Annotated in this window: 3 protein-coding genes and 1 tRNA gene; all 4 read right to left on the reverse strand. The window is 47.7% G+C overall.

Translation table 11 applies throughout. From position 1 onward, the window contains the following. Positions 1-75: 75 nt before the first annotated feature. The gene (locus PN836_RS10885; protein WP_395338243.1) at positions 76-14,796 is read right to left on the reverse strand and encodes a non-ribosomal peptide synthetase; all 14,721 of its coding nucleotides are present in this window, start codon (positions 14,794-14,796) and stop codon (positions 76-78) included. A 101-nt stretch (positions 14,797-14,897) separates the two neighbouring features. Next, positions 14,898-15,104, reverse strand: coding sequence for an MbtH family protein (locus PN836_RS10890; protein WP_395338244.1), 207 nt, complete (start codon positions 15,102-15,104; stop codon positions 14,898-14,900). Positions 15,105-15,632: 528 nt separating this feature from the next. Further along, a tRNA-Phe gene (locus PN836_RS10895) sits at positions 15,633-15,708 on the reverse strand. Between the two features lie 109 nt (positions 15,709-15,817). Next, a complete protein-coding gene (locus PN836_RS10900) occupies positions 15,818-16,090 on the reverse strand; it encodes an oxidative damage protection protein (protein ID WP_395338245.1) in 273 nt (90 codons plus the stop codon). Positions 16,091-16,095: the final 5 nt, after the last annotated feature.

The raw sequence follows: 16,095 nt of genomic DNA on the forward strand, positions 1-16,095 counted from the left end.
AAGAATATTCCTGTGCTCTTTTAAAAATGAAATCTCAGATAAGGTTTAGATAGTCATATTTTTAAATTGTACCTCCTATGCATTTTCAAAAATTGCGAGACGATCCTCTTCGTCTAGCAAGTCAAAACTGTCAGTTTCCTGTTGATCAATTTTAGTAACTTCTCCTTCTTCCAAGGCCTTTGCCAAGGCGGCAACCGTGTCGTGCTCAAACAAGTCTTCCAACGAGAAATGGATATCGTCTGCGGCGGCTCGTGCGGCCAGTTGAATACTCAAGATAGAGTCGCCACCCAATTCAAAGAAGCTGTCGTGACGTGACACGCTGTCCACTTGCAAGACATCTTCCCAGATAGCAATCAGTCTCGCTTCCAGCTCAGACGCGGGCTGCGCTGCCGACTCGCCTTGACTCTCTTTGTCCTGCGCAGCCAGCATACGCATCACCTGCGCTTTATCGATTTTACCGTTGATAGTCAGCGGCATCTGCGATAACACGTGCACACGATGTGGCTGCATGTAGTCAGGCAGGCTATCGCGTAAATACCCTTGCACCTCAACAGCATCAACCTCACCACTGACCGCAGCCATCAAACGCTTATGACCGCCCTCTTCGTCCACCCACACCAATGCGTGCACAAGCCCTTCATAGCTATCCAACGCATGGCTGATTTCGCCAAGCTCAATCCGATAACCGCGAATTTTTACCTGTGCATCCTGACGCCCTAAAAACTCCAGCGCTCCTGCCGCGTTGTACCTGACTCTATCCCCCGTTCGATACATCCGTGAACCAGCCGGTCCATAAGGGTTGGGCACAAAGGCCAAAGCCGTTTTTACACTCTCACCCAGATAGCCATCCGCCAGACCTGCGCCCCCCACATACAACTCGCCCGGTACGCCCAAAGGCACGCGTTGAGCCGCGTCATTCAATACATAACAGCTGCTTTGGGCAAGCGGATACCCGATGGGAACATCCTGATGTGCATCATGTGTATTCATTGCATATAAACAGCTAAACGTGGTCGCTTCTGTGGGGCCATAGCCATTGACCAACTTCCTTGACGCATCCGCGCCAAGATATTCACTGACATGACGACCTGATAGCGTATCTCCTCCGGCAATTAAGCAGCGTAGACCGGATAAGGCGTCTGGCTGTTCGTCCATGACCACATGAAACAGCGAGGCGGTCAACCACAATACGCTCACACCATACTGCTCGATATCTTGTGCTAGCCGAGGCACACTCATGGCCCCGCCTTGTCCTATCGCCACCGTGGCACCGTTGAGCAATGCGCCCCATAACTCCAACGTCGACGCATCAAACACCAGCGGAGCCTGCAATAAAAGCGTGTCTTGTGCACTGAGCGATAAGGTCGGCTGACGACACAGACGCAGTACCGCACCATCGGGCACTTGCACCCCTTTGGGCGTGCCGGTAGAGCCTGACGTATACATCACGTATAAGCCACTGACCCCGCTACGCGAAACTGCTTCACACGGGGCACAGCGGCGCTTGTCAATATCCTGAAGCGCCAAGCTGCGCGCGCCTTTTATCCCTTCATGCTCACTCCCGTCTGTGAGCACTACACTCACTCCCGCAGTCGATAACATCGATGCAATCCGCGTGTCCGGGTAGCCTTTATCCAAGGGCACATAACGCGCTCCGCAGCGCACAATGGCCAAGATAGCCGTAATGGCATCCACCCCACGATCTAGCAACACGCCAACCGCTTCGCCGCTGCTCACCCCTTCTGCTTGCAGCACACTGCTCCACTGTGCAACACGCTCTGCCAGAGCTTGATAGCTCACTTGCCGCTCGCCTTCGCGCACCGCTATCCCATCGGGTTGCGACTTCACCACCGCCTCAAACGCTTGCCACACATCACCGCTTTCGTGCGAGGCCTCTCCTTGCCAATGCTTCAATTGCTCTTCTTCTTGCGATGTCAGCATCGCAAGATCACATTGTCCTTCTACATCATTAAGCAATTGCTCAAAGCATCGACCATAAGTCTCTACGGCTCGGTTTAAGTCATTTACGCTGTACTGAGCGTGATCTACTTCTAGCATCAAATAGATGTTTGACCCTTCTGGCGTTAATCCAGCCTGCAATATAAAGGCATAGTTGGAGTGCTCAAAACCGGCTTGCTCCAAGCCTTCAGCACCTCGTCCAAACAGTGGGTTTACACCATCTTCCGCTTGAGTTGCATAGGCTCGAAAATGCGTATAATTAAACAGTGTATGGAAGAGTTCACCGCCGTATTCACGCTTCAAGGTGGCCATTGGATAGCGTCGATGACGCCACAAGGTTTGCTCTTGACGAGTCAGCTCTTTTATCCATTGCGACCAACTGCACGATGGCATTTCATTGTTAAATGGCAAGCTGTTTAAAAACAGGCCCAGCACCGATTCTCCGCCCATTGCTTCAGGCCGACCATTTGTCACCATGCCTGTGGTGACACGCCGTTGACCACTGAGGCTGTGCAGTGCTTTTAAATGCACAGCTAGTAACACGTTTTTCAACGACACCCCTAATGAGACAGCCAAGGCTTTCGCTTGAGCCGTTTGTGCTTCACTGATAGGAACTATCGCACGCTCTACACCTTCGCCTCTCTCATTGTCCATCGACAAAATTTGAGTGGCTTGCTGTTGCGCCACCATATCTTGCCAATACGCCTGCGTTTGCTCGTCTGCCAACGCTTGTTGCTCTTGCGCAATGTAATCGCAATATCCTGCGTGCATCTCAGGTAACGAGGCATTATCGCCACTTAACAAGGCTTGATAGACATCGGTCAGATCACGCATGAGAATTGACGTACTCCAACCATCCATGATGGCATGATGGAAACTCAACCCTAATACAAAGGCATTGTCTTTATGCACAAAGACGTGACCGCGCAGCAGACCAGGCTGTTGCCAGTCAAACCCAAGGGCTTTTTCTTCAGCTATCCACTGCGCCAATCGTGCTTGTCGCTCAGCCGTAGACAGTGCTTGTTGCTCTTCTACCGTTAAGGGCAGCTCCGCATGTGAATACACCAATTGAAGGGCTTCATGGTAGCTGGCCATATCGAACGCCGTTCTTAAAATGGCATGCCTAGCAATAATGTGCTGCCAAGCCTGACGCCATGTCTGCTCAACAAAGGGCAGTTGTACGGTGTGAGTGAGTATATCGTGATAAGCAGAGTAGGCACGCCCGCGCTCACTATGATATAGCATCCCCAACTGGGTTTGAGACAAAGGATAAGCATCTTCAATCTCATTAGGTAGCTGAGCGGCCAGGTCCTTATCAATCAGTTCGAAGGCTTGCGTTTGCTGATGATGAGTATCTGTGGTCTGCTCTTGACCAATTGCCTTTGCCAAGGCGGCAACCGTGTCGTGCTCAAACAAGTCTTCCAACGAGAAATGGATATCGTCTGCGGCGGCTCGTGCGGCCAGTTGAATACTCAAGATAGAGTCGCCACCCAATTCAAAGAAGCTGTCGTGACGTGACACGCTGTCCACTTGCAAGACATCTTCCCAGATAGCAATCAGTCTCGCTTCCAGCTCAGACGCGGGCTGCGCTGCCGACTCGCCTTGGCTCTCTTTGTCCTGCGCAGCCAGCATACGCATCACCTGCGCTTTATCGATTTTACCGTTGATAGTCAGCGGCATCTGCGATAACACGTGCACACGATGTGGCTGCATGTAGTCAGGCAGGCTATCGCGTAAATACCCTTGCACCTCAACAGCATCAACCTCACCACTGACCGCAGCCATCAAACGCTTATGACCGCCCTCTTCGTCCACCCACACCAATGCGTGCACAAGCCCTTCATAGCTATCCAACGCATGGCTGATTTCGCCAAGCTCAATCCGATAACCGCGAATTTTTACCTGTGCATCCTGACGCCCTAAAAACTCCAGCGCTCCTGCCGCGTTGTACCTGACTCTATCCCCCGTTCGATACATCCGTGAACCAGCCGGTCCATAAGGGTTGGGCACAAAGGCCAAAGCCGTTTTTACACTCTCACCCAGATAGCCATCCGCCAGACCTGCGCCCCCCACATACAACTCGCCCGGTACGCCCAAAGGCACGCGTTGAGCCGCGTCATTCAATACATAGCAGCTGCTTTGGGCAAGCGGATACCCGATGGGAACATCCTGATGTGCATCATGTGTATTCATTGCATATAAACAGCTAAACGTGGTCGCTTCTGTGGGGCCATAGCCATTGACCAACTTCCTTGACGCATCCGCGCCAAGATATTCACTGACATGACGACCTGATAGCGTATCTCCTCCGGCAATTAAGCAGCGTAGACCGGATAAGGCGTCTGGCTGTTCGTCCATGACCACATGAAACAGCGAGGCGGTCAACCACAATACGCTCACACCATACTGCTCGATATCTTGTGCTAGCCGAGGCACACTCATGGCCCCGCCTTGTCCTATCGCCACCGTGGCACCGTTGAGCAATGCGCCCCATAACTCCAACGTCGACGCATCAAACACCAGCGGAGCCTGCAATAAAAGCGTGTCTTGTGCACTGAGCGATAAGGTCGGCTGACGACACAGACGCAGTACCGCACCATCGGGCACTTGCACCCCTTTGGGCGTGCCGGTAGAGCCTGACGTATACATCACGTATAAGCCACTGACCCCGCTACGCGAAACTGCTTCACACGGGGCACAGCGGCGCTTGTCAATATCCTGAAGCGCCAAGCTGCGCGCGCCTTTCATCCCTTCATGCTCACTCCCGTCTGTGAGCACTACACTCACTCCCGCAGTCGATAACATCGATGCAATCCGCGTGTCCGGGTAGCCTTTATCCAAGGGCACATAACGCGCCCCGCAGCGCACAATGGCCAAGATAGCCGTAATGGCATCCACCCCACGATCTAGCAACACGCCAACCGCTTCGCCGCTGCTCACCCCTTCTGCTTGCAGCACACTGCTCCACTGTGCAACACGCTCTGCCAGAGCTTGGTAGCTCACTTGCCGCTCGCCTTCGCGCACCGCTATCCCATCGGGTTGCGACTTCACCACCGCCTCAAACGCTTGCCACACATCACCGCTTTCGTGCGAGGCCTCTCCTTGCCAATGCTTCAATTGCTCTTCTTCTTGCGATGTCAGCATCGCAAGATCACATTGTCCTTCTACATCATTAAGCAATTGCTCAAAGCATCGACCATAAGTCTCTACGGCTCGGTTTAAGTCATTTACGCTGTACTGAGCGTGATCTACTTCTAGCATCAAATAGATGTTTGACCCTTCTGGCGTTAATCCAGCCTGCAATATAAAGGCATAGTTGGAGTGCTCAAAACCGGCTTGCTCCAAGCCTTCAGCACCTCGTCCAAACAGTGGGTTTACACCATCTTCCGCTTGAGTTGCATAGGCTCGAAAATGCGTATAATTAAACAGTGTATGGAAGAGTTCACCGCCGTATTCACGCTTCAAGGTGGCCATTGGATAGCGTCGATGACGCCACAAGGTTTGCTCTTGACGAGTCAGCTCTTTTATCCATTGCGACCAACTGCACGATGGCATTTCATTGTTAAATGGCAAGCTGTTTAAAAACAGGCCCAGCACCGATTCTCCGCCCATTGCTTCAGGCCGACCATTTGTCACCATGCCTGTGGTGACACGCCGTTGACCACTGAGGCTGTGCAGTGCTTTTAAATGCACAGCTAGTAACACGTTTTTCAACGACACCCCTAATGAGACAGCCAAGGCTTTCGCTTGAGCCGTTTGTGCTTCACTGATAGGAACCATCGCACGCTCTACACCTTCGCCTCTCTCATTGTCCATCGACAAAATTTGAGTGGCTTGCTGTTGCGCCACCATATCTTGCCAATACGCCTGCGTTTGCTCGTCTGCCAACGCTTGTTGCTCTTGCGCAATGTAATCGCAATATCCTGCGTGCATCTCAGGTAACGAGGCATTATCGCCACTTAACAAGGCTTGATAGACATCGGTCAGATCACGCATGAGGATTGACGTACTCCAACCATCCATGATGGCATGATGGAAACTCAACCCTAATACAAAGGCATTGTCTTTATGCACAAAGACGTGACCGCGCAGCAGACCAGGCTGTTGCCAGTCAAACCCAAGGGCTTTTTCTTCAGCTGTCCACTGCGCCAATCGTGCTTGTCGCTCAGCCGTAGACAGTGCTTGTTGCTCTTCTACCGTTAAGGGCAGCTCTGCATGTGAATACACCAATTGAAGGGCTTCATGGTAGCTGGCCATATCGAACGCCGTTCTTAAAATGGCATGCCTAGCAATAATGTGCTGCCAAGCCTGACGCCATGTCTGCTCAACAAAGGGCAGTTGTACGGTATGAGTGAGTATATCGTGATAAGCAGAGTAGGCACGCCCGCGCTCACTATGATATAGCATCCCCAACTGGGTTTGAGACAAAGGATAAGCATCTTCAATCTCATTAGGGAGCTGAGCGGCCAGGTCCTTATCAATCAGTTCGAAGGCTTGCGTTTGCTGATGATGAGTATCTGTGGTCTGCTCTTGACCAATAGCCTTTGCCAAGGCGGCAACCGTGTCGTGCTCAAACAAGTCTTCCAACGAGAAATGGATATCGTCTGCGGCGGCTCGTGCGGCCAGTTGAATACTCAAGATAGAGTCGCCACCCAATTCAAAGAAGCTGTCGTGACGTGACACGCTGTCCACTTGCAAGACATCTTCCCAGATAGCAATCAGTCTCGCTTCCAGCTCAGACGCGGGCTGCGCTGCCGACTCGCCTTGACTCTCTTTGTCCTGCGCAGCCAGCATACGCATCACCTGCGCTTTATCGATTTTACCGTTGATAGTCAGCGGCATCTGCGATAACACGTGCACACGATGTGGCTGCATGTAGTCAGGCAGGCTATCGCGTAAATACCCTTGCACCTCAACAGCATCAACCTCACCACTGACCGCAGCCATCAAACGCTTATGACCGCCCTCTTCGTCCACCCACACCAATGCGTGCACAAGCCCTTCATAGCTATCCAACGCATGGCTGATTTCGCCAAGCTCAATCCGATAACCGCGAATTTTTACCTGTGCATCCTGACGCCCTAAAAACTCCAGCGCTCCTGCCGCGTTGTACCTGACTCTATCCCCCGTTCGATACATCCGTGAACCAGCCGGTCCATAAGGGTTGGGCACAAAGGCCAAAGCCGTTTTTACACTCTCACCCAGATAGCCATCCGCCAGACCTGCGCCCCCCACATACAACTCGCCCGGTACGCCCAAAGGCACGCGTTGAGCCGCGTCATTCAATACATAACAGCTGCTTTGGGCAAGCGGATACCCGATGGGAACATCCTGATGTGCATCATGTGTATTCATTGCATATAAACAGCTAAACGTGGTCGCTTCTGTGGGGCCATAGCCATTGACCAACTTCCTTGACGCATCCGCGCCAAGATATTCACTGACATGACGACCTGATAGCGTATCTCCTCCGGCAATTAAGCAGCGTAGACCGGATAAGGCGTCTGGCTGTTCGTCCATGACCACATGAAACAGCGAGGCGGTCAACCACAATACGCTCACACCATACTGCTCGATATCTTGTGCTAGCCGAGGCACACTCATGGCCCCGCCTTGTCCTATCGCCACCGTGGCACCGTTGAGCAATGCGCCCCATAACTCCAACGTCGACGCATCAAACACCAGCGGAGCCTGCAATAAAAGCGTGTCTTGTGCACTGAGCGATAAGGTCGGCTGACGACACAGACGCAGTACCGCACCATCGGGCACTTGCACCCCTTTGGGCGTGCCGGTAGAGCCTGACGTATACATCACGTATAAGCCACTGACCCCGCTACGCGAAACTGCTTCACACGGGGCACAGCGGCGCTTGTCAATATCCTGAAGCGCCAAGCTGCGCGCGCCTTTCATCCCTTCATGCTCACTCCCGTCTGTGAGCACTACACTCACTCCCGCAGTCGATAACATCGATGCAATCCGCGTGTCCGGGTAGCCTTTATCCAAGGGCACATAACGCGCCCCGCAGCGCACAATGGCCAAGATAGCCGTAATGGCATCCACCCCACGCTCTAGCAACACGCCAACCGCTTCGCCGCTGCTCACCCCTTCTGCTTGCAGCACACTGCTCCACTGTGCAACACGCTCTGCCAGAGCTTGATAGCTCACTTGCCGCTCGCCTTCGCGCACCGCTATCCCATCGGGTTGCGACTTCACCACCGCCTCAAACGCTTGCCACACATCACCGCTTTCGTGCGAGGCCTCTCCTTGCCAATCTTCAAGTTTGAGAAGATGTGAATCTGGTAGCCCATGACAAACTAACTTATCGAAGCAATTATGGCTGAATTCATCTAGTACATGTTCATATACTTGACGGTAAATGTTTTCGTAAAAATCATCTACGCGCGAACAATCAACATCAAGAAACAAATAATACTCATTCGATACAGGACTTAGCCCAGCCTGTAAAACAAACAGATAGTTGGAATAATCATGCCCGCCACTATCTAACCAATCTTGTGACATTGACTCATATGGACGAAATGCCGTGTAGTTAAATGCCACTTCAAACAGAGATTGCCCATCAGCAAGCGCCTTAATCTCTGATAATGGAAAACGTCTATGAGCAGACTGACTTCTATTTAGCTGGTCTACGTCTTTAATAAATGATTCCCAACGGCTTTGATTCGATAAATCATATTTAAAGGGTAGGTTATTCAGAAATACCCCAAGGATTTTGTCACTTCCCTCGGCTTCAGGGCGACCATGCGTAATAAGACCTGTAGAAACTTTGCTTTGTCCGCTTAACAACGAAAGCGCTCTAAGATGAAGGCTTAAAAAGACGCTTTTGGTACTCACTTGCAATCGGTCAGACAAGGCATCAACTATTTCAGTCATTTTTGATGTGAGATTAAACGTCAGACGTTTTGTGGTTTCTCCTTCATTTACAATAGAAGAACACGGTATTGTGCAACTCTCAAAATCAGCAACATAGGACTCCCAAAAACTCTTTGCCTCATCGCTTTCGATTGCTTGCTGCTCTAACTTAACAAAGTCAGCAAAACGCAAAGGTAGTGATTCGCAATGTGGTATTTGACCAACCGCTATGTCTTTGTAATTGCTAAGTAAGGAAGAAATAAGTGTTGCTGCACTCCAGCCATCCAAAATTGCATGAGGACAACTCACCGTTAACCTGTACTGCTCTGGATTCAACTGATGGATAAACACTCTCAATAAGCCAGGTTTTTCGATATCAAAAGGATTGCTTAACTCTTCTTTTTCCCATGCCTTTAGGTGAGCTTCTTGTTCAGACTCTCCTAAGGCAGTTAAATCATAGAAAGCAAGATTGGCATCCGCTTGAGTGTAGACCAACTGAAGTGGTTGATCGTATTTTGACAACTCAAATGAGGTTCGCAATATTGGATGTTGCTCAATAGCCAGATCCATTGCCTTCCTGAACGCGCTCTCACAAATGTTTCCTTTCAATACATAATACATCACGTCGTGATATCGAACGCTGTCCGAATTGTAATGCATGTGAAAGAGCATTCCAGTTTGCATACGACTCAAAGGATAAGCATCTTCACAAGTTGACGGCAATTGAGAGCGTATTTCTTCACTAATCAGACTAAACGTGCTGATAGCTGCTTGGTCACTTGCTTTTTCGTTGGATACGTTAAACAGATTCGGAGCAAGTTGACGGATAGTCTGCAACTCAAACAAGTCCTCTAATTCAAAATCAAATCCTTGTTTCTGTAGCATTGCCCTTAACTGAATGCTCAATATCGAATCGCCGCCGAGACTATAAAAGGCATCATCAAGAGTTATCGACTCATTTCCAAAGACATCTTTCCAGACTGAGATCAACGCCTTTTCTTGCGGAGTCATTTCCTCAGATTCTTTTGGCGAAGTATCTTCTTTTTCTTCGTAATTGAGCAATGCTTCTCTATCAATTTTTCCATTTACGGTAAGTGGAAAACGCTCCAGTGTAATAAAATCGCCAGGAAGCATATGGGAGGGTAGCTGCGAGCTTGCTTCATTTCTTATGTCTTCGGCCGACACGTTCGAAGCCAACTGACAGAAGCACGCAAGCCATTGGCGTTTCGTACTCTCGTCTTTTTTCACGACAACGACCGCGTTTTGCACGCCTGATAAAGATTGAATGATGCTTTCTATTTCGCCCAGTTCAATACGGTACCCGCGAAGTTTTACCTGCCAGTCGATTCTTCCCAGAAATTCAATTTCGCCCTCGTGGTTCATACAGACCCTGTCGCCCGTTCGATAGAGTCTGCTGCCTGGTGTCAATGAAAACGGATTCGGTACAAAACGTTCTGAAGTCATTCTGCTGTTGTGAATGTAACCCAGTGCAATCGCAGGTCCGCCCAAATATAACTCGCCACTCACGCCTTGCGGCACCATATTTCCAAAGTCATCTAAGACATATGCCTCAGTAGCATTGATTGGTTTACCTATTGGTACAGTTTTAGATTCTTCGCCATTACAAGCATGCACGGTTGACCAAATAGTTGCCTCTGTTGGGCCATAAGCATTAACGACTTTAGCCTTTTGCGACCAAATTTTTGCTAACTCAACTGGAAATGCTTCTCCAGCTATCACCATACGGCACTGCGAAGGCCATTCGAAATCACACAGAGTCTGTAGTACAGATGCCGGTAGCGTAGCCACTTCAATTTTATTGACGTTTGCGTAATGTGAAAGTGCCGCAGGATCTAGGCGTAATTGCTCGTCAATAAGATGCAAATTTCCACCATTAACGACACTCATAAGAATCTCAAATAGCGATGCATCAAAACTCAAAGAAGCGAACTGCATGCAATTCGTATTTTGCTGGACTTTAAAAGTAGATGCTTGTTCACTGACCAAATTTGCTATGCCGGAGTAAGATACACATACACCTTTGGGTCGGCCCGTCGAACCTGAAGTGTAAATTAGATAAGCAGGACTGTGTTTCTGTCTGAAAACGTCACAAGCAATATACTCTTTATCGCCTTGCTCTAGCGCGTATTGTATATTTAGGAGTGTATAGCTATCGAACATGTCCGATAACTCATTTTCACTGGTATCACAAATTACCAGCTGACAGGCAGAGTTTTCCAACATATACGACTTTCTCGACTCTGGATATGCGGGATCCACAGGCAAGTAACAAGCGCCTATTTTCCAAATACCCAACAGTGTGCAAATAGTATCGACACTTCGTTTTGCATGGACTGCGACCACATTACCCGCTTGAACATTTTGCTGTTTTAAACAACTGGCTATCGCATTAGAACGTTGGTCCAGTTCCTGATACGTGCACGTTTGGTCAAGATGGGTGACAGCTATGTTATTCGGTATTTCGTCTACAAATGTTGTGAAACGCTCCATAATATCGAAGAAAACAGGTGTAGCCGCTGCTTCGGTGCTTGGTTTGCTGGTCGAAATTTCGACCTGTATGTCAGATATTTTGTCATTTGGGTTATTGAGCATATGCTCTAAACAAACGGAGTATGCTTGTAACAATAACTCGACTAGATGCTCAGAATACTTTTTGCTGTCTGCGTCAAGCACAAGATAGGCTTGCTGACTATCGGCAGAGAGACCAGCCTGTACTGCTAGACCAAAGTTAGAATGCTCAAAATCCACAGCACCAAACACGGAACCAGAAGTAAAAGCACCGCGCTCGACAAGAGCGCCGTGCTCTGACTGTCTTTTATCATATTCTCTAAAATGGGTGAAGTTGAAGGCAAAATCGAATAATGAAACAAGTGCTGAATCTCTTAATATATTCGACAAAGGATATCGTCTATGAGCAAAGCCAGACATATCGTTATTAAACGTTTCTTCAATATAATCGTTCCAATTTTGGGAAGCGATTTTACTTCGAAACGGCAGCGTGTTGATGAAAAGACCTAAACTGCGCTCGGCGCCTTGCGTTTCTGGGCGTCCATGACTAACAAGACCACTAACGCAGTCAGTAACGCCTGAGACCAAAGCGATGGCTCGCATATGCACGGCAAGCAAGACGTGTTTAAGAGAAACATGCAGGTCTGAAGCTAGCGCTTTGAGCATTTCTGTTTGCTTGACCGAGATGTCAACTTCGCGCTGTATTCGCCTTGTTTCTTCAAAACCAATCTCTTGTGGTAAAAAAGAAGGTAATTTGGTTGTCGAACAACCGTCCAAATAACACTGCCAAAACTCACGTGTTGTTTGATTTTGGATTGTCGAGCGCTCCAGTTCTATAAAGCGTCGATAGGATGGAATAATGCGCCCAGAAAGTGCTTGTGAGCTAACATTTCCAGTATAAAGATCAACGAAATCCCCCATCAGTACCGTCGAACTCCATCCGTCTAAAATCGCATGATGAAAACTGAGCGTGAGGACAAAGTGGTCAGCTTGTAACAGCAAGACCTTTATGCGGAACAAACCAGGTTTACTCCAATCAAAACCTGATTCCTTTTCTTCTTGAATTACGCTGTTGAATCTATCTCGCTGTGCGCCCTCATCGAGATGCTGTAGGTCAACAATTTGGTAGTTGAGCTTCGAGTGAGAGTGCAACAATTGCGCTGGTTGGTCATATGCTTCCAGATCGAAAGCGGTTCGTAGTATCTCGTGTTTGTCGATAAGGGCCGAAAACGCGAGACAAAAGTGAGATTCGCTGAAAGGTAGTCTTACTTTATGGCTCAATATGTCATGATAGGATGAAGACTGACGATCCTTATCACTTTGAATTAACATACCAATTTGGTTTTGGCTCGCCTCATAAATTTCCTCTACCCCGTCGGGCAAATCATCTATGCAAACATCGTCTAATGGCGAGCTGACAATGGCATTTACCGCATGGGTCGATACCGATTTATTGTGGGAATTTACGATGCTTGATATATTTTTGTATTCGAAAATATCACTTACACTGCACGGCAAATTCTGCTGCTCTGCCATACCAGCAGCTTGGATCGCTGCGATAGAATCTCCGCCTACCTCAAAGAAATTAGAGTTTGCTGTGATCTTGTTGTTCTGTAGTACTTCTTTCCAAATTGAAACCAGTGTCTGCTCTGCAGTTGCATTATCCGGACTTACTTCTTTGCGATTTAGATTCTCTAGAAGAGATTCAATTGATTTATATTCAAAGAGATCTGAAACTGATATTGATATTCCGTTTTCTTGCGCTAGACCACACAACTGAATTGCACTTATCGAATCTCCCCCCATCTCAAAAAAGCTGGCTTGTGGATCGACAGTCTTTAATGAGAGCACGTCGCAAAACAATTCACTTAATATATTTTGCAGTGTATCGCCGGTGTTTACCTCAGGTGCCGCATCATTTCCCGATGCGATATCCAAGAGTTTTTCACGATTAATTTTGCCGTTACTTTTAAGTGGAAAGGCATCGATCGCAATAATCTGAGTCGGCAACATATAATTTGGAAGTTGCTCTGACAGCTTGTTTTTAACTTCCTGAATCTCAATGGATTCAGCTTTCACAACAAATGAAACAATATTTTTTGAGGCGTCTTGTCTTTCCACAACAATTGATGCACTTTGCTTGACTCGGTCAATAGAATTTAGAACTGAATCTATTTCGTCCAATTCAATTCTATGCCCTCTCACCTTAACTTGATGGTCTTTTCTACCCTTAAATACTAAGGCGCCATACGCATCTTTTTTAACTATATCGCCCGTTTTGTAGATTCGACCGCCATTTGTATTGAAAGGATTTGGAACAAAATTTAGAGCCGTTTTTCGTTTATCATTCAGATAACCGTGCCCGACACCGGTGCCACCGATATATAATTCGCCGAATTCATCATCACCGACTTCGACTAAATTTTCATCCAGTACATGACAATCAGTCTCATCAAGAGCAAAACCAATCGGCACGGAAGTAGCGGTAGACGTATTAACGTTATCAACCGTTAACGCAAAGAAACAACTAAAGGTTGTTGCTTCAGTAGGGCCATATCCGTTGACAATGGTGATTTCTGGGTTGTTTTGAATCAGTTGCCGTACCGCAATGGGCTGCAAGGCATCTCCGCCTGCTACAAGAAGGCGCAATGAAGCAACTAAGTTTATATCTTGCGCTACAATCAAAGGCAGTAGCGGCGCAGTTAACCACAAAACAGAAACGTCAAAGTCCGACACTTGCTGTGCAAAAAATGGAACGCTCACCTGCTCGTTTTTTGCAACAACCAATGTCGCGCCAGAAAGTAAGGTCCCCCAAAATTCATAGGTGCTTGCGTCAAACGAAATGCTAGAATGCAATAAGACCACGTCGGATTGCAGAATCTTAAGCGGATTATTCTGTTGGCATAAACGAATGATAGCCTCATCATGTATCTGGACAGCTTTTGGTATGCCAGTAGAACCAGATGTAAACATGATGTATGCGACACTTTGGGCATACCGAAGTACAGATGGCGAGGTCTTTGAATAATCGGCGCTCTTGAGTAAAAGCTCTTCGAGTGAAATACAATCTCCTTCGCGCTTGTTTAAGTTATGCGTCCCGATTAATAAAGAAGCTTTCGCTGCTAAGCACATATCCATTTTTCGTTCTTCTGGATAATCGGGATCGATTGGACAGTAAGCAGCCCCTGACTTAATAATACCGAGCATCAAACATAGCGCTTCAGCAGAGCGCTCCAATTCAAATGCAACGACCGAACCTTTGCTGACTCCTTGACGGCTCAGAAAATGTGCGATTTGATTCGCGCGATCATTTAAAATCTGATACGACCATTTTGAACAATCTGAAGCGTTCACAAACGCCGTTTTACTCGGATGAGATTCAGCAATGCTGCTGAAAACGCTGTTTAAATTTCTTGTCTCGGTATTTGTATTCATAGTTCGGACTTTTTAATGTATGGAACATGACCTAAAAAGTCAGGTTCAGGCTGTTATGATCGATACTGCTTACCCGTTAGTGCTAAGTCGCTGTAGCCGTCCTAATGCTTTGTGACGTTGCGAGCGCTCAGCGGCGTTATATCGGTCCAGTTTTCCTCGATATAATCCAAACAATCGTCTTTGCTTTGAGCATTACCGCGAGAATTCCAACCTGCAGGTATGTCCTTGTGTGCTGGCCAGATAGAGTGCTGCTCTTCATTGTTAACAACTACGTAGTAAAGAATTTCATGTTGATTTGCTTCATTCATAATGTTTTCCTCATATTGTTTAATCGGCCTGTCAAAAAACAACAATGCCGCTTTACTGTGTCGATTTTGAACACCCGTATTCAACTATGAAAAAGAACAAAACATAACTGTAAATTTTGACAAGGCGCGGGGAGGTAAGATTGGGGCTGGAAACAAAAGAACGCGCAATTGCTTGTAAGGCTTCTTAGAGTAATGGTGCTTTGACCCGGGGGCGAAGCAGGACACGCGCGTTTTCAATCCTGTGCTTGAAACTGCTACAAAATCAATTCCATCCTTACTTTATTATTGGGCACATCAGCGCGCACACTGCAATCGCGTACTATGAAATGAAGGAGCTTGACGTTAAGAATTTGAGTAGCGGCTTTAAATAAATTAATCAATACTTATCTTCAGGAGAACATTAGATAAGAGATTTACAGTCTTGCCTCTAGAGCGCTTTATTCTGAAAGGTAGTGCATATTCTGAAAAAAGAAGTGGCTTTGAAAACAGAAAAAGCCAGCAAACGCTTGCTGGCTTTTTCTCGAATAATGGTGCCTCGACCCGGGATCGAACCAGGGACACGCGGATTTTCAATCCGCTGCTCTACCAACTGAGCTATCGAGGCGTCACCTTGCGAATCACTTATTCGCTGTGGACGCGTATTAAACGGATTTACGCATCCTAAGTCAATAGCTTTTTGCGAAAACATTATGATTTTTTTACCTTCGCGTGCGCTACTTTTCAGGCGGGACATATCCCTCAATGTTTGGCTCTTTGCCTTCAAACAAAAAACCCACCATTTGCTCTTCTAAAAATTTGCGATCGCTTTCGTTCATCATATTGAGTTTGTTTTCATTAATTAGCATGGTTTGTTTTTTCTGCCAGTTTGCAAAAGCTTCTTTGGAAATGGAATCAAAAATACGCTTACCTAGCTCACCCGGATATAGCTGAAAGTCTAGGCCTTCGGCTTCTTTTTTCAAGTTTTCACAATAAATGGTTCTTGCCATTGGCT

It is taken from the genome of Ningiella algicola, assembly GCF_028401415.2.
Taxonomy (GTDB): Bacteria; Pseudomonadota; Gammaproteobacteria; order Enterobacterales; family Alteromonadaceae; genus Glaciecola.